This is a genomic window from Eisenbergiella tayi (assembly GCF_001881565.1).
In the GTDB taxonomy this organism is placed as follows: domain Bacteria; phylum Bacillota; class Clostridia; order Lachnospirales; family Lachnospiraceae; genus Eisenbergiella; species Eisenbergiella tayi.
The window spans coordinates 1508694-1526692 of sequence record NZ_MPDJ01000001.1 but is presented as its reverse complement, the minus strand read 5'-3'; the positions used below and the strand labels follow the sequence as shown (position 1 = coordinate 1526692).

Genomic DNA, 17999 nt, shown 5'->3' with positions numbered 1-17999 from the left:
ATCGTCCTTTCTTACAGTCTTATGAACTGTTCTACTACTTCCTTGGTCACTTTCCACTCTTCACATTTTTCCCGGTAATAATTCCGGCCGTTCTCCGTTATCTGGTAGTAGGTACGCCGCTTTCCGTTGGTTTCGTCTCCGTAAAAGGATTCGATATAGCCGTTTCTTTCCAGCCGGGTAAAGGCGGAATACAGGGTCGTTTCTTTAATAATGTACTTGTCTCCCGAGCGCTCTCTTATGTGTTTGGATATTTCATATCCATAGGAGGGACCGTCCAGAAGATGAAAAAGAATGAAGGTATCATTGTAGCCGCGGATGATATCACTGCTTATCAATTCATCAGCTCCTTTTTATTCCGACGGATAAGGAAAGACTACTCCGTCTGACGTACTATGTCTGTCGTAGTAATTACAGTATAGCAGATTATCATACGATGTCAATCATTTACAAGCCTTTTACAAAATTTTGAATTTGGTGTGATAGTTGCCGGAGAAGGGGGTTGTTATAATTTGAGTGCTTAAGAAAAGACAGCAGAAGAAAGGAAGGGCGGCATGCTCAGTTTACAGCATATTAAAAAATCTTATGATGGTGTTCCTGTACTGCAGGATATTACGTTGGATATTAAGGATGGGGAAATTGTATCCATATTGGGGCCCAGCGGATGTGGAAAAACTACGCTGCTCAATGTGATCCTGGGGATAACTGACGCGGATGAGGGAAAAATCCTTTTCCATGAGGAGGATATCACCCATGAACCCATGGAAAAGCGGGGTTTTAATATTGTTTTCCAGGATTATGCCCTGTTTCCCAATCTGAATGTATATCAGAATATTACATACGGCCTGCGCAACAAGCCGGGCATCTCCTCTGATGAAGAGGTGAAGGAGCTGATCCGCCTTCTGGGACTGGAAGAACACCTGGATAAGAAAATCGATCAGCTTTCCGGCGGGCAGAAGCAGAGAGCGGCGTTGGCGAGGACGATGGTGATGAAGCCCCGTATTCTGCTGCTTGATGAACCGTTAAGTGCGCTGGATGGTGTGATAAAGGAGTCCATCAAGGATCGGATAAAGACGATAGCCAGGGAATACCATCTGACAACAATCATCGTAACCCATGATCCGGAGGAAGCGCTCACGATTTCTGATCGTGTGCTTATTATTAATGAGGGCGGTATTTCCCAGTATGATGAGCCTGCGGAAATCATCCATCAGCCCCAAAACAGTTTTGTCCGTAAATTCATACTGAATCAGCTGGAAATCAAGAGGAACAATATCTATTCCCTTTTTAAAGAAAACCCGAAAGAAAGCTATCTGGCTATTTGAGGGAGCGGGGAATGAAAAAGAAAAATAAAGAGAGTAAGATTATTTTCCTGATTTTACTCATTCTATTCACGGTGTTCCTGATTCTTCCGGTTTTCCGGCTTCTGCTGAAATCATTTTGGGGAGAGGAAGGGCCTACGCTTGCCCATTACAGCGGCGTAATTTTTTCCGGCGGATTCGGGAAGGCGCTGGGAAACAGTTTTCTTGCGGCATCGGTCAGCGCGCTGATAACCACAGTCCTGGCTTTTTTTCTGGCCTATACGATCAATTATACCAATATTCCCCGTTGGATGAAGGGGATGATCAGGGCGGCGGCCCTTCTTCCCATGTTTCTTCCTACGATTACCTATGGATTTGCGATCATATATTCCTTCGGTAAGCAGGGGCTTCTTACCAGGCTGTTCGGCAGGCAGCTGTTTAACATATACGGCCTTAACGGGCTGCTTGTGGGTTATGTGATTTATACCCTGCCCATAGCGTTCATGCTGATTCATAACACGATGGGATACATAGATAAAAAATTCATGATTGTATCCCGTGTCATGGGAGACAATGGTTTTTCCACCTTTATGATGACCATCGTAAGGCCTCTTCTGGGAACGCTGGCCGCTTCTTTTATCCAGGCCTTCTTCCTGTGTTTCACGGACTTCGGGATTCCGGCCTCTGTAGGGGGTAAATATGAGGTGATAGCCTCTGTCCTTTATAATCAGATGCTGGGAAGCATTCCCGATTTTGCAAGGGGAGCGGTGGTGGCCATGGTGATGCTGGTGCCTTCCGTAATAAGCATAGCGGTGCTGCAGTTCCTGGAAAAATACAATGTGAGATACAGCAGGATATCCACTATAGAAATCAGCTGCCACAGGCTGCGGGACATAGCCTGCGGTGGTGTGAGCGCCGCTATAATCCTGTGTGTATTGTCTGTTTTTGCGGTTATTTTCATTGTTCCCTTTATATCGGAATGGCCCTATGATATCCGGTTTACCATGGATCATGCAGTCAGTGTTTTGGAGGATGACGCTCTGTCCGGGGTGGTGAGGAATTCACTTGTGGCAGCCCTTTTTACGGCAGTGGCGGGAACCCTGGTGGCTTATGGAAGCGCTTTGGTAACGGCAAGGAGTACTGTGAGTAAAAGGCTGAAGAATGTGATTGAAGGAATCGCTCTTGTGACGAACACCATTCCCGGAATGGTAATCGGCCTGGCCTTTCTTTTCAGCTTTTCCGGCACTCCGGTCCAGAATACTTTTTTTCTTATTGTTGTGTGTAATGTGGTGCACTTTTTTTCCACACCGTATCTGATGATGAAAAACTCCCTGGCTAAAATGAACGCATCCTGGGAGACAACTGCAATGCTGATGGGGGATTCATGGATAAAAACTATCATCCGTGTGGTAACGCCAAATGCGGTTTCCACCATACTGGAAGTATTCAGCTATTATTTCATCAACGCCATGGTAACGGTCAGCGCCGTGATTTTCATTGCGGGTGCAAGGACCATGGTCATGACGACAAAAATAAAAGAACTGCAGTATTTTAATAAGTTCAATGAAGTTTTTGTGTTGTCATTAATGATTTTGTTTATCAACCTGATTGCCAGGGTTCTTTTTCAGGCCCTGGCAAACGGCAGGATAAAAATAAAGCAGAAAATGAGGGAGTAAAGATGAAAAAATGCAAGAGACTTGCGGCAGTGGGATTGGCTGCGGCTGTGGCGCTGTGCACTTTTACAGGCTGCGGAAAAAGTGCGGCGGATGAAAAGGTGATTATTTATTCCAATGCGGACGACGAAGCGGTTACGGCCATGAAGAACGCGCTGGATAACAATGGTTTCCGGGATCAGTATATTTTCCAGTCCTTCGGAACCTCCGAGCTGGGAGGAAAGCTTTTGGCAGAAGGAAGCAATATTGAGGCGGATCTGATAACGATGAGTACGTTTTATATCAACAGCGCTCAGGAACAGAACAAGATGTTTAAAAACCTTACCTTTTCGGTAAATACACTGGACGAGTTTCCTTCCTATTGTGCGCCGATTACCGCTCAGGAAGGGGCAATTATCCTGAATACGGAAATGATGAAGGAAAATAATCTTCCTGTCCCTGCATCCATAAAGGATCTGGCGAATCCGGAATATGCGGGCATGATTTCTGTGACGGATATCAATTCCTCCTCCACAGCATGGCTGCTGATTCAGGCTCTGGTATCCGAATATGGGGAAGATGGGGCGAAGGAAGTATTGACCGGAATTTATGCCAACGCGGGGGATCATATTGAGGATTCCGGTTCTGCTCCTTTAAAGAAGGCGAGAGCGGGAGAGGTCGCCATCGGTTTCGGATTACGGCATCAGGCGGTGGCGGATAAAGCCTCCGGCCTTCCCATTGATTTTGTGGACCCGGCGGAAGGAAATTTTTCCCTTACGGAATCGGCAGCCGTAGTGGACAAGGGAACACAGAGCAACCCCAAAGCTATGGAAATGGCAGAATGTATTATTAATAACGGCAGGGCGGAGCTGCAGGCAACCTATCCGATCCCCCTTTATGAGGGAGAAGCGGAGGATACGGAAAATAAATCAGGCAATCCCAGGGTTTTTGGAGAGACGCTGACCTTTGAACTGCTGAAAAAACATCAGGAACTGTCTGACAGCTGTAAACAGAAATAATCCGTATTTGTTAAGGTACGGAATATCACAATAACTCTACATATTAGTAGTAAAATGGAAATGGAGAAATATATGAATCACTATAAATTATTAACCCCGGGCCCCCTTACCACGACGGATACGGTAAAACAGGAGATGCTGTTTGACCATTGTACCTGGGACGATGACTATAAAAAAATAACCCAGGAGATCAGGGCAAAGCTGTTAACGCTTGCCGGAGTATCCGATAAGGATTATACAGCGGTGCTTATGCAGGGAAGCGGAACCTTTGGCGTGGAATCCGTGCTTACCAGTGTGATTGGCAGGGAGGATAAGCTGCTCATTGTCTCAAACGGCGCTTATGGGGAAAGGATGGGAGACATTGCGGAGCATGCTTCCATTTCCCGCCTGATATATAAGCAGGCTTATGATAAGGTTCCCGATCCGGAGGTCATCGGTATGCTGCTGGAAGAAAACCCGGATATCACACATGTTTCCATGGTCCACAGTGAGACAACCTCAGGGATTCTCAATGATATTGCGGCGGTGGCCGGTGTGGTAAAAAAAGCGGGAAAGACTTTCATTGTGGATGCCATGAGCAGCTTCGGAGGCGTGGATATTCCTGTGGGAGAGCTGGGAATAGATTTCCTTATCAGCAGCGCAAATAAATGCATCCAAGGAGTTCCCGGGTTTTCCTTCATTATTGCAAACCGTGAAAAGCTGATGGAGAGTAAAGGCAAGGCCAGAAGCCTTTCCCTGGATCTGTATGATCAGTGGGAGACTATGGAAAAGGATGGAAAGTGGAGATTCACTTCACCCACCCATGTGGTGCTGGCCTTTGCCAGGGCATTGGAGGAAATGGAGGAGGAAGGCGGCATTGAGGCCAGAAACCGCCGGTATACGGATAATAACCGTCTGCTTATCCGAAGAATGAAGGAGATGGGGATTTCCCCTTATATCGGAGAAGAATATCAGGGCCCGATTATTACCACCTTTTTTTATCCGGAAAATCATTCCTTCACCTTTTCTGAAATGTATGAATACATCAAGGAAAGAGGCTATGCCATCTATCCCGGAAAGGTGACGGAGGCGGAAACCTTCCGGATTGGAAATATCGGGGAAATCTATGAAGAGGATATCAATAAACTATGTGATATCCTGGGAGAATTTCTTCAGACAAAGGAGAAAAGAGCGGTATGAAGAAGCTGGAAGCGGTAATTTTTGACTGGGCGGGAACTACGGTGGATTATGGGTGTTTCGCCCCTGTACAGGCTTTCGCGGAGGTGTTTAAAGCATTCGGAATCGAGCCGACCATGGAGGAAGTCAGAGAGCCCATGGGAATGCTTAAGCGTGACCATATAAAGACTATGCTTGCCATGCCCAGAATCCGTACTTTATGGGAAGAAAAATACGGAAGACCATCTGGGGAGACGGATATTGACAGCCTTTATCAGATGTTTGAAGGAAAATTAATGAGTATCCTGGAGAATTTTACCGATATTAAGCCCGGCGTATTGGAAACGGTGAAGATTCTCCGCGAAAAAGGAATTTCCATTGGTTCCACAACCGGCTATACGGACGGAATGATGGAAATTGTTGTGAAAAAGGCGGAGGAACACGGCTATAAACCGGATGCCTGGTTTTCGCCCGACAGTACCAATAAGCTGGGGAGGCCTTACCCGTACATGATATACAGAAACATGGAGGCCTTTGCGGTTTCCTCCGCGGACGGAGTCGTAAAAGTGGGGGATACGGTTTCCGATATCAAGGAAGGAAAAAGTGCAGGTGTATTCTCCATAGGAATTATCGAAGGAAGTTCGGAAATGGGACTGAGCAGGGAGGAGTATGACAGCCTTACCGGAGAAGAAAAATCCCGCAGGGCGGTACTGGTCACTGCGAAATATGCAGAGGCGGGAGCGGATGCAGTCATTCACAATATGTGGGATCTGATTCCGCTGCTTAAAAATATATTTATTATCGAATAAGAAGATACAGGCTGAAAGGAAAAACTTCAGCCGCCCTGATTTGAATGCGCCAAGCGCGGATGGGAGCGAAATGGATTATAAAAGAACGATTCTGGTTAGTCTGCCCTTTATGGCTTTTATGACGTTCTGGTCTGCCTATGACGGGATTATTCCCCTGATGCTGAAAAATACCTTCCACATCGGAGATACGGTAAGCGGTGTGGTTATGGCACTTGACAATATTCTGGCGGTACTGCTGCTTCCCATATTCGGAAGCCTGAGCGATAAAACAAAGAGCAGGTATGGAAGACGTATGCCCTATATCCTGCTGGGGACGCTTTTTGCGGTGCTGGGTATGCCGCTGATTCCATTGGGAGATTATTTATATAATTTCCCGATGTTTATCATAGGGCTTGGTGTGGTTTTACTGGCTTTGTCCAGCTACAGAAGCGCGGAAGTGGCGCTGATGCCGGATGTGACACCGAGCCCATACAGAAGTAAGGCCGATGCATTGAATTCGCTGAGTGCCACGGCGGGAACCATGGTAATACTTGCCTGTATTTCCCTTCTTGTCCCGGCGGTGAAGCATCCTGATTATATGGCTGTTTTTGCAGTAATTATGGTTCTTATGACGGCATCCGCGCTCATCCTTTTCTTCACGGTGAAAGAGCCGGAGGCGGTGGCACGCATGCAGGAGGAAAGCCGGAAGCTGGGTGTGGTCTATCAGGAAGATACCGTTAGTTTCGGGGGAAAGGAAACGCTTCCTGCAGATGTGAAACGTTCTCTTCTTGGAGTGCTGGCCTGTGTTTTCTTCTTCTTTTTTGCCTATAATGCCACGTCCAGTGCATTGAGCAAATATGCGAATGTGATGTGGGGAATGGAGGGAGGAAGTTACGCTACGCTGCAGCTCGTTCCGGTTATCGTAACGCTGTTCGCTTATCTGCCGATGGCAGGACTGGCAGTCCGAATCGGCAGAAAAAAGACGGTGATAGCCGGAGGCCTGTTATTGATCATAGCTTATGGAGCTTTGTTTTCTTCAGGGAAGTTCTCTCCCGTTTTATATGTATATATGTCCATGATAGGTATTGGCATGGCGGCAGTATCCATCAATGTTTATCCTATGATTATGGAAATCAGCACGCCGGAGACAACAGGGAAGTATACCGGCTATTATTATACGGCAAGTATGACGGCCCAGATACTAACACCTGTTTTATCCGGGGCTGTCATGGAATTTATCGGTTATCGCTACCTGTTTTTATACGCTTTTATTTTCGGGGTAATCACTTTAATTCCTCTGCTTTTTGTTCATCACGGCGATGTGATGAAAATGGAAGAGACGGCACCGCAGCCTACCGGCCAGATGTCCGGCGGCCTTCAGGAGAACGGCGTTTCCTCTTCTTACTCCGCTTCATGAGAAACAGCACCAGAAGAAGGGAAAGAATATTGGAAAGGACAATTCGGAGTATCTGAAGCTCGTCAGCTCCGGTATCTGTGACAACATGTAAAGAATTACTGATAAAATTGTTGAAAAAATGTTCAAAGATCCCGGTCCAGATTGTTCCGGTGAGAGTGACGCAGAGACCCCATTCAAAACCGAGAATTCCGGCCAGTATGATATAACCGACGCCCATGAGGAAGGCGGCCCCCAGCGTGAGGCTGCCTTCTTTGAACCATACTGCAACGATAACAAGGTGCCAGATACCAAAGAGCAGAGCCTGAATGAAGTTGGCGCTCCGGGTGGAAAAAGCCCTCCGGCCCAGCTTGAAGATCAATCCGCGGAAAAGTCCTTCCTCCGCCGTCACATTGATCACATTTCCAAGGATACAGATGAGAAGTGCGGAAAGGGAGATGCCGGTGACTGTTTGATCGGAAAGAGCGAAGTTGGAAATATAAAAGGAAAGCCGTGGTGATTTTCCCATGAAAAACAGTATGAGGAATTCGGCTAGATAGGATATCGCAAAGGTACTGAGCCCTAAGGAAAATCCGAGAATAAGCCCTTTTTTTATGCCCTTTAGACGGAAACCGATGCTTCGCCAGGAGAGCTTTCGCTCCACAAGACATTGGGAAATGACAAGGATGGCAAAAATTTTGCAGAAGATATTTTCCGCCAGGAAGGTTTCATCCGTTTTGAGCACAAGGAATTCAAAATCCTTGGCGGCGGAGCACAATATAAATACGAATAAAATATAGAGGATTGAGCGCTTTTGTTTTCTGGTTATCATACCGGCTCCTGTTCCGATACTCCTAACAGCTTCTTTATCTGATGATAAATACCTGTGAGCATCTCTTCTGTAATTGGCATCACTTCGCTGCACATTTTCACCCCTTCTACCATAAAAAGGACAGCAGAAGCGGCTTCTCCCGGCTCTTCCAAATGGAATTCTCCTGTCTGGATTCCATAAGCAAGAAGCTTAAGGAGGAGTTCTTTTCCCCGTTCATACTGGGCTGACATAAAGGAAGGGGATTGCGTTTCCCGGTTTTCCAGGCAGTATTCATAAATAGCGCCGCAGAGTCCCGGTTTCCTGTCCTGTACTTCTCCCAGTTCAGAAAGCAGGTAATCCTTCAGCAGCCTTCCGGCAGAGGTATTTGACTCCATGCCTTCCTTATGGTGAAGCCTTCTGTCCTCCTGGAAGCTTTGCAGCAGATCGGAAAAAAGGGAGGACTTATCCTTATAATGGCGGTAAAGACCGCCTTTGCTTAAACCGCTGGCCCGGCAGATATCCTGCATAGTGACGGCTTTGTACCCATGCCGGATAAACAGGGGACAGGCGCTGTCCAGGATATGCCTGCGGGTCATGGTACCTTTTTCACCCATGGGCAACACTCCTTTTTAAAAAGCGACTATGTGGTCGCTTTTCTTTTATTATAGATGCCGGAAACATAAAAGTCAACCTGGAATAAAAAGTTCTTTGACATGCAGAAATGCAGTGTTTACAGGGATTTGCAGATGTTTTGCGGGAAAATGTTATCTGTAAATCGTCATTTTGCCGATTGCCAGCCAGCAAAAGGTCCGTTACTATAAGAGAAAAGGAAGTTCTTTTCCAGCAGGCCTGATTTGTATATTTTTATTTTCGGTGCAGAATCTGCTGCGCCATTGATTCTATTTGCTGCCAGGGGGAGTTCCCTGCAGGGCAGTGATCTTAATTGCCGGTTCGGCTGCTTTCCGTCATCCGTATGCACAGCTCCTTTTTGGGTGGTGTTCTGCTTTGAAGGATGGCAGATATGCAGAAGGTATTCTGTGCCGGTATCTGTTAAAGGAGGCATATCTGTGCAAAAAAAGAAGGGTATGAATGTGAAGGGAAAACAGCTGCTCAGGAAGCCGGCTTTTTTCTGTGACTTGATAAACGGAGGCCTTTTTAACGGCAGACAGCGTATTTTGCCGCATATGCTGAGGGGAATGCCTGAAGTATTAGGGTACAGTTCTGATGACAGAGGAAAAAAGCAGGTCCATCTGGAAAGAATACCGGATGTTATTTACGCTGCAGGGAATGAAGAGGATTATCTTCTGCTTATGGATGAGAACCAGCAGCAGACGGATTTTTCCATGCCCTTAAGAAATATGCTTAATACTGCCCTTGCCTATATGCAGCAGAAAAAGCAGATAGAGGAGCTTCACAGACAAAGGCATGATTTAAAAAGCGGAAGTGAATATCTGAGCGGGTTTGCAGAGCAGGACAGACTGCATCCTGTGATATGTATTATTTTTTACCATGGGGAAATCCCGTGGGAGGGAGGCACGAGCCTTTATGACATCCTTCGGTTTCCGGCTGGGTTTGATGATATGAAGCGGTTATGTCCGGATTTTCCCATGAACCTGATTCATGCATGGAATGTGGAGCCGGAACACTTCAGAACGGAGCTGAGGGTCGTTTTTGAGCTGCTGCCCTATGCGGCGGATAAGGAAAGGCTTCAGGAATATGTACGGAGCCATCCGCAGCATTTCAGAAATCTGACGGCAGAGGAATGCGACATGCTGGAGGTATTTATCGGAATGAAAAATCTGGGGGAAACAGAGCGGGAAGGATACAGGAATGACGAAGGAGGTTACGATATGTGCACAGCATTGGTGGAATTAAGGCAGGAAGGCCGGGAAGAAGGCAAACTGGAAGGGGAAATAGTAAAAATAATATCCATAGTCAGGAAAAAACTCCGGAAGGGTAAATCGCTTTCTGTCATTGCGGAGGAATTGGAGGAAACGGAGGAGACAATTGCACCGGTTTTTGAATTGGTAAAGGCTTATCCGGATACTTCCGATGATGATATATATGCGATGTTAGGAAAATAGTGCTGAAAACGGTGCACAGGCCCTGATCCACTCCGGATGTAATTCTGATCCGGTTTTGCCTGTGGGTAAAGGGTCTGTGCAGACAGGTATAGGTCATGGAGAGTGGCGGCAGCAGTCTATTCCATATAACCGCCCCTCATGGGGGAAACGGCATGCTCCGAATAAATTTTCAGTACGCCCTTTTTATATTTGGGCTCTCTTGGCTGCAGCTTTTTCCTGCGTTCTTCCAGGATCTGCTCCACCTCTTTGGCAGAAAGCTCCTGACCTTTTATACCGATGATTTCCAGAATCCGTGCCGGGATATCAATATGGATGAGATCGCCTTCTTCCACAAGGGCGATAGGGCCTCCCTGGGCGGCTTCCGGAGAAACATGGCCGATAGCGGGACCCTTGGAGGCTCCGGAAAAGCGGCCGTCTGTTATCAGGGCAATGGATTTTCCCAGCTCCGGATCGGAAGAAATGGCTTCCGTGGTATAGAACATTTCCGGCATTCCGGAGCCTTTAGGACCTTCATAACGGATGAATACGGCGTCACCCGGATGAATGCTGCCTGACAGTACGGCGGCAATCGCATCCTCTTCACAGTCAAAGGGCTTTGCCTTAAGCACTGCCTGGAACATTTCCCTGGGTACGGCGGAATGCTTTACCACGGAGCCTTCCGGTGCCAGGTTGCCGCGCAGGACAGCCACGGTGCCGTCGGTCCCGATGGGAGTGTCAAAGCTGCGGATGACATCAGCAGGTTTTAAATTCCACTTTTCCAAATAGGAATGACATGTTTCATAAAATCCATTGTGTTTCAGTTCTTCCAGATTTTCTCCCAGCGTTTTTCCAGTAACAGTCATGACATCCAGGTGCAGCATGGATTTGATTTCTTCCATGACGGCAGGAACGCCTCCGGCATAGTAGAAGAACTGGGCCGGCCATTTACCGGCCGGGCGGATATCCAGCAGATAATGGGCTCCCCGGTGCATGCGGTCGAAGGTGTCGCCGTCAATTTCAAAGCCCAGTTCATGGGCCATTGCCGGAATATGCAGCAGGGAATTGGTGGAACCGGATATGGCGGCATGTACCATGATGGCGTTTTCAAAGGACTTCATGGTCACGATATCGCTTACCTTAAGTCCCTGTTTGGCAAGCTCAATTACCTGTAATCCCGCTTTATAAGCCATTTCCTTTAATTCCGGACAGACAGCGGGCATCAGAGCGGAGCCGGGAAGCATCAGGCCAAGTGCTTCCGCCATGATCTGCATGGTGGAAGCGGTGCCCATAAAGGAGCAGGCGCCGCAGGAGGGGCAGGCATTGTGCTTATAATAGGTCAGCTTTTCTTCGGAAATCTCACCTCGCTGGTACATGGCGGAGTAAGCGCCTATCTGTTCCAGGGTGAGCAGATCCGGTCCGGCATCCATGACACCTCCGGTGATCACGATGGAAGGCATGTCAAGCCTCGCCAGGCCCATCAGACAGGCGGGAACGGACTTATCACAGCTTGCAATGAAAACCCCGCCGTCGAAGCCCGTGGAATTTCCGTGTATTTCGATCATATTGGCGATCATGTCACGGTGTGCCAGAGAATAGTTAATTCCGTCATGTCCCTGAGCGATTCCATCGCAGATGTCGGTAGTATAATACCTGGCACCTCTTCCTCCCGCGTCTTTTATCCCGCGCATGGCCTCTTCCACAAACTGGTTCAGATGGGCACTTCCCGGATGGCTGTCGCCGAAGGTGCTTTCCACCATGATTTGGGGCTTCTCCAGATCGGCTGCCGTCCAGCCCATACCGAGCTTTAGCGGATCATTTTCAGGGGCCAGGGCCCTGACACGCTGGCTGTTCCATTCCTTCATAAATTATTCCTCCCATTTAGTTGTTCTTTTGTTATTCGCTATATGCTGATTCTGACAGAATCAAGACATCAGATGTCTTACTGTATTTATCCTATCATTTCCCTGAAAACAGAACAAGTCATCCTATGTACATTCTACTTTTTGCTATTATTATATAAATCCGGCTGGATGAATTTCACAATTTATTATATTCTTCAGCCGAGAAGAGGAGAAATTTCTTTGAATGATAAACAAAGAAGAACAAAGTCATCAGATGATTTCGGCTTTGTTCTCCTTGTCCACAGCATATTTTGTGTTTCGCATCCATACCGGTTTGAAAATGGAAGAAATATTCTTACGTTTCTTCTCTAATCAGCCTTTTAATCAGCTCCCGATTATAGGTCAGATGCATCATCATTGCGGTTTTTGCCCCTATGGTATCATGCTCTGCAATGGCATCAGCAATAGCCCGGTGTGTGCGTACGGTTTCATCGGTAAGCTTTTGATGGGTTATATTTACGAACATCAGGACGGCAGTGTCAATAATGGGCACCAGCTGTTTTACCACTACATTGCGGGAGCATTCGGCCACGCAGGAGTGAAAAGCAATGTCCTCGTCAATATAACTTTCTCCGTCATTGATCCGTTTCTCTATCTTCCTGCACAGGAGATCAAGCTTTTTCACATCCTCCGGGGAGGCATGAAGCGCTGCCATTTCTGCAATTCCCGGCTCAAGCATGATACGTACGTCAACCAGATCGAGCGCCAGCGCCATTTTATCCTCCACAGCCCGCAGGCCCAGAGGATCCAGATCTGCGGGTGTGGTACTGATTACATAGGTTCCCGAACCCTGCCGTACCTCCAGGACTTTTCTGGAAACAAGAAGTTTTACCGCTTCCCGTATAGTACTGCGCCCTACGCCGAATTTTTGTCCCAGTTCGAATTCGTTGGGAAGCTTGTTTCCCACAGGGACAGGGGTACTCAGGATATAACGGAAAAGCTGATCCTGTACCTGCTCTGCCAGAAGTTTGCTTTTTAAGTTGGAAAATTCGTCCATGTTCTTATTCCCTCTGTATCATTTATGCTTTTCCCGACTGGAAGAATGCTGGCTCAGCATCTGTATCCGGGTCTGCAGCTGCAGTCCGTCGGAACAGGAGGCCTGTATCCGGCAGCCTTCCGGAGCCTGGATACAGGCTGTAAGAGTACTGCCGCTGCGGGTCCAGCGGATGGACAGGAGACCTCCTGAAACAGGAAGGGTACCCTGACATTCCGTGAGGGGGAGGTCATGGAAGACCAGTCGGATTCTATTATTTTCTATACCGGCAACACCCAGAATATCACGATAGAAGCAATGAAGGATATGAGAAGCAAATCCGTGGTTGCAGCTGGCGTAATCTCCGGTATTTTCCCATAAAGTGCCTGTTTTCAAAGCCATGTAGTCAAAGTATTCCCGGGACTCCTTTAAAAGCTGGGCAGGCCTTCCCGCCCTTGAGAGGAGTTCCATGCGCAGATAATTGCCGATAAAAGCATTTGCGGGCCAGATTTGGGGATGGAGTCCCCGGGCTGTCCGATCAGGTCCGAAATCTTCCAGAAGACGGTTAAAAAGATCCGGGTAATCTTCTTGTTCGGCTGTCCCGAAAAAGAACGCATAATATTGACAGACCTCCGTTGCATCAGACTGTCTGACCAGCCTGCCGTCTGCACGCAGCGCATGATCACAGAACCATTGGCCGTCAAAGGACTGCTCCCGGATTTTACAGCGGATCCGTAAACCTTTTTGGCGGTATTCCTCCTTTTTATACAGCCTGGAGGCCGCAAGAAGGGTGGCGCTGTAAAGCATATTGGAGGGATAATTGACTCCGTCCGTGAGTTCATTGGCTTTGGACCATTCTACAAAGACCCAGCCGGGGATGTTTTCCAGCAGGCCGTCTTCATTTTCATAGCGGGCCATGAAAGCCAATATACCGTCCACACGATTTTTTAAGGCAGGGATCAGGGAGCTTTGGGGACTTCTGCCCTGGTACTCGTATAGTTCAAGGATAAACCAAAGCGCCCAGTTGGCGATATATACACCATCGGGATGGTCGGAGGGATAACACATGGGTATCATCCCTTCCGGAAGATATGGGAACTGTTCCGGAAGCAGATAGTTTTCCAGGAAATTATCTTCCACAAGATGGTTTCCGGTCAGATCCATTTCCACCCGTGCGGTAAAAAAGCTGTCACACAGCCAGCCGGCCCGTTCTCTGGAAGGGCAGTCCATGTAAAGATCGGGGGCATTTTGTGCAAAGGTTTCCCTGCCTGCCTCAAAAATCCGGTTAAGGGAATCGTCGCAGGCTGAAAAAGATGCCTGGGAAACTGCAGGGTTTTTCAATTCACGGATATAGATATCCCGGATGTTAACGCTACCGGAAAGGACCATAGGTTTGAGATAACGGCAGGTATATGGCTGGATGGTTTCCAGACAGTATTTTCCGGGTTTCAGTTCCAGGCTGACGGCATTGACGCAGGACATCCGGTTATAGGAGACGTCTCCGTTGAGGAGGACCTCATCAAAGGTGATATATACCCTGGATGCCTGTGTGCATTCCAGACAGATACCGATAAAACCGGTAGTATTGCGTCCTGCGTCGGCAATGAAGAAGCAATGCTCAGAGAGCAGCCCTCCGTCATCAAGGGAGGATGGAGACTGTCCGGAGGTGAGAGTACAGGTTACACAGCCGTCCATGACAAGGGATACCTTTTCCTCCAGTTCATCCAGGGGAAAACCATGAAGAGTATCTCCGATTTCAAATAAAGAACGATCCTGCCAGACGGGAAGATCTGCCTTTCCGGAATCAAAGGTACCTTCAGCGATAATTTTGTTTATTTGAAGTACCGGGAAATCAGGCCAGGGAACCCTCCTTTCCAGAAGCTGTTTATCCTCCTGTCTGCAAAGAGGCTCTCCGGATCCGCAGGTACCTTTTTTCCAGTCATCGAAACCCTCTTCCAGACGGAAAGCTTCAATAAAAGGACGCTGGAAGCTGTAACGCTGTACCTTCTGAAGACGTTCCTTTAATGTATGGGCCCTGAAATCACCATCTGCGTCTGTAAACCTGATTACTTTATCATCACACTGAAGCTCTGCCTGCAGAAAACCCGGCTGCTCCACTATATAAAAGCTGTTTACATAAAAACTGATCACCTCAATGGTCAGAATATTATTCTCCTGCAGCAGGTCGGAAGGGATTGCTATGCGATCCACCCGGAAATAACCATGTGCAGCCCTGGCGGGACCATGACCAAGGAAACTTCCGTTCAGGCAGGCCCGGTATATACCGGATGAAGCTATGGACAGCACTAAGTTATTGCCGGAAAGCTCCCGGGAGTTAAAACAGCATATAAAACCAACTCCGCAGTTCTTTTCTTTTTCCCTGCCGGTCAGCCAGACCGGTCTTGCATTTTTAAAATATGTCATATCATAACTCTCCTGTCTGTATCCGGCATGTGCCGGGATCGCTTTGTATGTATGCAATGGGCGGATTGTCCGCTGCATGGTATGGGATCAGTATAGCATATAGTACGGAGACATTTAATCAGTAATTTGGTTTCCCTGCCAATATATTTTTCCTTTTCTTATTGTAACTTTTATCATCATATTATGCTATAATCTAGGAAAGCTTTTGTAAGGAAAGAATTCCGGAACTGCTGAATTGTCAGGAGGGGAAATATATATTTTTTATAATACTGAAGGGAATATAAAAAAGGTTTCTCAGGGGGCTGAAATGAGACTGCTGAAAAAAATAACAGACATGGAAATATTAAATAAAGAAGGGATAACGGAAGCAGAACCTAGATTTGCCGCAAGGGCTGTCATGGTTAATGACAATAATGAAATCGCGGTTATGTATTCACCTGTTTTCCATTTGTATTCTCTGCCGGGAGGCGGAATTCAGGATGGAGAGAACAGACGGGAAGCTGTGAAGCGTGAGGTATTGGAAGAAACCGGCTACTTGTGCGAAATAGTCCAGGAATTGGGATATGTATATGAAAACCGGGCACATTGTGATTTTGTACAGTACTCATATTACTATGTTGTTAAAACAGCGGGACTGCAGGGGCAGACTAATCTGGAGGAAGATGAAAGAAAAAGCGGAATGCATGTACAGTGGCACAGTCTGGAAGAAACGATCAGATTGATAACCGATCCGGTACATGATACCGTTCAGAAAAAATTTATTCAGGCTAAAGATAGAGCCGCATTGGAGGAATTCCTCCGAGTAAGAAAGACTGATTAAAAGCTGCTGTCATGAAAAGGGGGAAATGATTATGCCATGTCCTGAAAAGTTCAGAGAATCACTTGTAAAATTCAATGTGGATGCATCCATTATTGATCAGATCAATGCCGGTTTTGAACAGGTAGTAAGCAGTACTCCGAAAAAAATTAAGGCATCCTATTTTAAACGTGCCATAGATATTATGGATGAAAAAGTGGATGCCGGTAAAAAGAGGGATATGCTGGACTGGAATGCGTGCTGTAAAAGCGGCGCCAGGGAAAAAGCATCCAAAGCCTTTGCCCGTGAAAATAAGGAGCTTCCGTGGAAGGAAAGACTGGCAAAAATAAGGGAAGAGGACTATATGGGAACCCCCATATTAAATGAGGACGGTACGATCACCGTTCATGCGGTATATTACAGGGATGGAGACAAATATGCATGCTCCTGCCCTAATTTCAATAAGTTGAAAAGGGATTATCCTGTCTCAAAGACCTATTGTTTTTGCTGCGGAGGGCATTTCCGTTTCCATTATGAAATCATGCTGGGTTTGAAACTGAGAGTGAAAGAGGTGGTTTCCTCACCATTGGACAGCGAAGGGGAAAAGCCCTGTGTTTTTATTATGGAAATAATAGGATAAATGATACGGAAGGGAAAATAAAATGAAATTTCATGAGTTCGGCAGTAAAAAAAATCCCCACATTATGCTGATACACGGAGGGGGAAACGCATGGTGGAATTATCTGCGTCAGGCGCGGGCGTTATCAGATCGTTATCATGTGATACTTCCGACTCTGGATGGACACGGGGAGGAATATGCCCTCACTTACAAATCCACGGAGGATTCTGCGGATAAGCTGATGGCTTATATTGAAGAAAACTGCGGCGGACATCTTTTTGCGTTGGGAGGAGTATCGCTTGGAGGGCAAATCGTGATGGAGCTGTTATCCAGAAAAGCGGATATAACCCGGAAGGCCATCATAGACGGAAGCCTGTGTTTCCCACAGCCGGGCATGGCGCGTTACTGTATGGCTGTTATCCGGTTCGGCAGCAGGTTTATGTTCAGTGAAAAGGCCTGCCGCCGTCAGATCAGGTGGATGCCGAAGCTCCTTCCGGCCAAAATGCAGTATCCTGAGGAAATACAGGCATATTATATCCAGGACATGCCCCGTGTCAGAATGGAATCTCTGGAAAATATGTACCGTACTTATATGGCTGAGTACAGGCTGAAGGAAAGTGTCAGGGATACGACTGCGGAGGTTATGTACTGGTATGGGGAAAAGGAAATGAAGTGTGTAAAGGAATCGGCGCGATTATTCCAATCCTTTGTGCCGTCCTGCAGAATATATGAAGCGAAAGGTTATAATCATGGTTATCTTGCCATTTATCTGCCGCAGGAATGGCTGGCTGTGGCAGAACCTTTTTTTAATGAGGTTAAAGAATAGTTTCTGTTGGTTTGCCTATACTATTCCTGAGGTGAGAAAATGGATAAAGACAAGCAGGAAAAAATAAACCAGAAGAAAAACAATGAGAAATTCAACAGCATAACACAAAAGGTGAAGCCGGAGAACCAGAACCAGTCGCATAATGTGCGTTCCGAAGCGGTGGAGCCCAAAATCCGGCAGGTATAAGCATCCTTAAGAGGATGCTTTTTCTGTGTCCTTTTATGGAGGAAAGTGGATATCCGCCTGAAAACATAGTATAATGCCTGTATGGAAAAAAGATT

17 protein-coding genes are annotated in these 17999 nt (G+C 47.0%); 11 read left to right on the top strand and 6 right to left on the bottom strand.

From position 1 onward, the window contains the following. Window positions 1-11: 11 nt before the first annotated feature. A complete protein-coding gene (locus tag BLA28_RS06285) occupies window positions 12-335 on the bottom strand; it encodes a PadR family transcriptional regulator (protein WP_009254947.1) in 324 nt (107 codons plus the stop codon). Window positions 336-551: 216 nt separating this feature from the next. Here BLA28_RS06285 and BLA28_RS06280 point away from each other — a divergent pair, with 216 nt between their 5' ends. The 6 genes from BLA28_RS06280 to BLA28_RS06255 all read left to right on the top strand — a co-directional run bounded on the left by BLA28_RS06280 (window position 552) and on the right by BLA28_RS06255 (window position 7329). Next, entirely contained in the window at window positions 552-1322 is a 771-nt protein-coding gene (locus tag BLA28_RS06280; protein ID WP_069156462.1) for an ABC transporter ATP-binding protein, read from the top strand. A gap of 11 nt (window positions 1323-1333) precedes the next feature. After that, window positions 1334-2974, top strand: coding sequence for an ABC transporter permease subunit (locus BLA28_RS06275; protein WP_069156461.1), 1641 nt, complete (start codon window positions 1334-1336; stop codon window positions 2972-2974). A gap of 2 nt (window positions 2975-2976) precedes the next feature. Then, window positions 2977-3969, top strand: a complete 993-nt coding sequence (locus BLA28_RS06270; RefSeq protein ID WP_044967816.1) for an extracellular solute-binding protein — start codon at window positions 2977-2979, stop codon at window positions 3967-3969. Window positions 3970-4041: 72 nt separating this feature from the next. Beyond that, on the top strand, window positions 4042-5148 hold the full coding sequence (phnW, locus tag BLA28_RS06265; RefSeq protein ID WP_069156653.1) for a 2-aminoethylphosphonate--pyruvate transaminase: 1107 nt from the start codon (window positions 4042-4044) through the stop codon (window positions 5146-5148). Beyond that, window positions 5145-5933: a phosphonoacetaldehyde hydrolase gene (gene phnX / locus BLA28_RS06260; protein ID WP_069156460.1), complete on the top strand. Its 789-nt coding sequence runs from the start codon at window positions 5145-5147 to the stop codon at window positions 5931-5933. Before phnW ends, phnX begins: the two co-directional genes overlap by 4 nt. A gap of 70 nt (window positions 5934-6003) precedes the next feature. Next, window positions 6004-7329 carry an MFS transporter gene (locus tag BLA28_RS06255; protein WP_141702882.1) on the top strand — a complete coding sequence of 442 codons (1326 nt, stop codon included), beginning with the start codon at window positions 6004-6006 and terminating at the stop codon, window positions 7327-7329. On the opposite strand, the gene BLA28_RS06250 is transcribed toward BLA28_RS06255, so the two are convergent. Continuing rightward, window positions 7265-8137 (bottom strand): CPBP family intramembrane glutamic endopeptidase, encoded by an 873-nt coding sequence (locus BLA28_RS06250; protein ID WP_069156458.1) that lies wholly within the window; start codon window positions 8135-8137, stop codon window positions 7265-7267. The genes BLA28_RS06255 and BLA28_RS06250 overlap by 65 nt on opposite strands. Beyond that, the gene (locus BLA28_RS06245) at window positions 8134-8730 is read right to left on the bottom strand and encodes a TetR/AcrR family transcriptional regulator (RefSeq protein WP_069156457.1); all 597 of its coding nucleotides are present in this window, start codon (window positions 8728-8730) and stop codon (window positions 8134-8136) included. Before BLA28_RS06245 ends, BLA28_RS06250 begins: the two co-directional genes overlap by 4 nt. A gap of 453 nt (window positions 8731-9183) precedes the next feature. Between BLA28_RS06245 and BLA28_RS06240 the strand changes: the two genes are divergently transcribed. After that, entirely contained in the window at window positions 9184-10200 is a 1017-nt protein-coding gene (locus tag BLA28_RS06240) for an RpnC/YadD family protein (RefSeq protein ID WP_141702881.1), read from the top strand. 116 nt (window positions 10201-10316) lie between these two features. Here the strand turns inward: BLA28_RS06240 and ilvD are convergent, their stop codons facing one another. From ilvD to BLA28_RS06220, 3 genes are all read right to left on the bottom strand, one after another. Further along, window positions 10317-12041, bottom strand: a complete 1725-nt coding sequence (gene ilvD, locus BLA28_RS06235) for a dihydroxy-acid dehydratase (protein WP_069156455.1) — start codon at window positions 12039-12041, stop codon at window positions 10317-10319. A 334-nt stretch (window positions 12042-12375) separates the two neighbouring features. Beyond that, complete coding sequence (locus tag BLA28_RS06225) at window positions 12376-13077, bottom strand: FadR/GntR family transcriptional regulator (protein ID WP_069156453.1); 702 nt, start codon at window positions 13075-13077, stop codon at window positions 12376-12378. Between the two features lie 18 nt (window positions 13078-13095). Beyond that, entirely contained in the window at window positions 13096-15477 is a 2382-nt protein-coding gene (locus BLA28_RS06220) for an alpha-L-rhamnosidase-related protein (RefSeq protein ID WP_069156452.1), read from the bottom strand. Window positions 15478-15784: 307 nt separating this feature from the next. Between BLA28_RS06220 and BLA28_RS06215 the strand changes: the two genes are divergently transcribed. The 4 genes from BLA28_RS06215 to BLA28_RS33645 are packed head-to-tail and all read left to right on the top strand — an operon-like array spanning window position 15785 to window position 17904. Then, entirely contained in the window at window positions 15785-16297 is a 513-nt protein-coding gene (locus tag BLA28_RS06215) for an NUDIX hydrolase (protein WP_141702880.1), read from the top strand. 31 nt (window positions 16298-16328) lie between these two features. Then, entirely contained in the window at window positions 16329-16913 is a 585-nt protein-coding gene (locus tag BLA28_RS06210; RefSeq protein ID WP_069156652.1) for a hypothetical protein, read from the top strand. A 22-nt stretch (window positions 16914-16935) separates the two neighbouring features. Beyond that, on the top strand, window positions 16936-17718 hold the full coding sequence (locus BLA28_RS06205; protein WP_069156451.1) for an alpha/beta fold hydrolase: 783 nt from the start codon (window positions 16936-16938) through the stop codon (window positions 17716-17718). A gap of 39 nt (window positions 17719-17757) precedes the next feature. Next, complete coding sequence (locus BLA28_RS33645; RefSeq protein ID WP_009254932.1) at window positions 17758-17904, top strand: hypothetical protein; 147 nt, start codon at window positions 17758-17760, stop codon at window positions 17902-17904. The last annotated feature ends 95 nt before the right edge of the window (window positions 17905-17999 follow it).

Excerpts from the sequence above, each read along its gene's own strand:
- BLA28_RS06280 (WP_069156462.1), top strand. The coding sequence starts at position 552 with ATGCTCAGTTTACAGCATATTAAAAAATCTTATGATGGTGTTCCTGTA.
- BLA28_RS06275 (WP_069156461.1), top strand. The coding sequence starts at position 1,334 with ATGAAAAAGAAAAATAAAGAGAGTAAGATTATTTTCCTGATTTTACTC.
- BLA28_RS06270 (WP_044967816.1), top strand. The coding sequence starts at position 2,977 with ATGAAAAAATGCAAGAGACTTGCGGCAGTGGGATTGGCTGCGGCTGTG.
- phnW (WP_069156653.1), top strand. The coding sequence starts at position 4,042 with ATGAATCACTATAAATTATTAACCCCGGGCCCCCTTACCACGACGGAT.
- phnX (WP_069156460.1), top strand. The coding sequence starts at position 5,145 with ATGAAGAAGCTGGAAGCGGTAATTTTTGACTGGGCGGGAACTACGGTG.
- BLA28_RS06255 (WP_141702882.1), top strand. The coding sequence starts at position 6,004 with ATGGATTATAAAAGAACGATTCTGGTTAGTCTGCCCTTTATGGCTTTT.
- BLA28_RS06250 (WP_069156458.1), bottom strand. The coding sequence starts at position 8,137 with ATGATAACCAGAAAACAAAAGCGCTCAATCCTCTATATTTTATTCGTA.
- BLA28_RS06245 (WP_069156457.1), bottom strand. The coding sequence starts at position 8,730 with ATGGGTGAAAAAGGTACCATGACCCGCAGGCATATCCTGGACAGCGCC.
- ilvD (WP_069156455.1), bottom strand. The coding sequence starts at position 12,041 with ATGAAGGAATGGAACAGCCAGCGTGTCAGGGCCCTGGCCCCTGAAAAT.
- BLA28_RS06225 (WP_069156453.1), bottom strand. The coding sequence starts at position 13,077 with ATGGACGAATTTTCCAACTTAAAAAGCAAACTTCTGGCAGAGCAGGTA.
- BLA28_RS06220 (WP_069156452.1), bottom strand. The coding sequence starts at position 15,477 with ATGACATATTTTAAAAATGCAAGACCGGTCTGGCTGACCGGCAGGGAA.
- BLA28_RS06215 (WP_141702880.1), top strand. The coding sequence starts at position 15,785 with ATGAGACTGCTGAAAAAAATAACAGACATGGAAATATTAAATAAAGAA.
- BLA28_RS06210 (WP_069156652.1), top strand. The coding sequence starts at position 16,329 with ATGCCATGTCCTGAAAAGTTCAGAGAATCACTTGTAAAATTCAATGTG.
- BLA28_RS06205 (WP_069156451.1), top strand. The coding sequence starts at position 16,936 with ATGAAATTTCATGAGTTCGGCAGTAAAAAAAATCCCCACATTATGCTG.
- BLA28_RS33645 (WP_009254932.1), top strand. The coding sequence starts at position 17,758 with ATGGATAAAGACAAGCAGGAAAAAATAAACCAGAAGAAAAACAATGAG.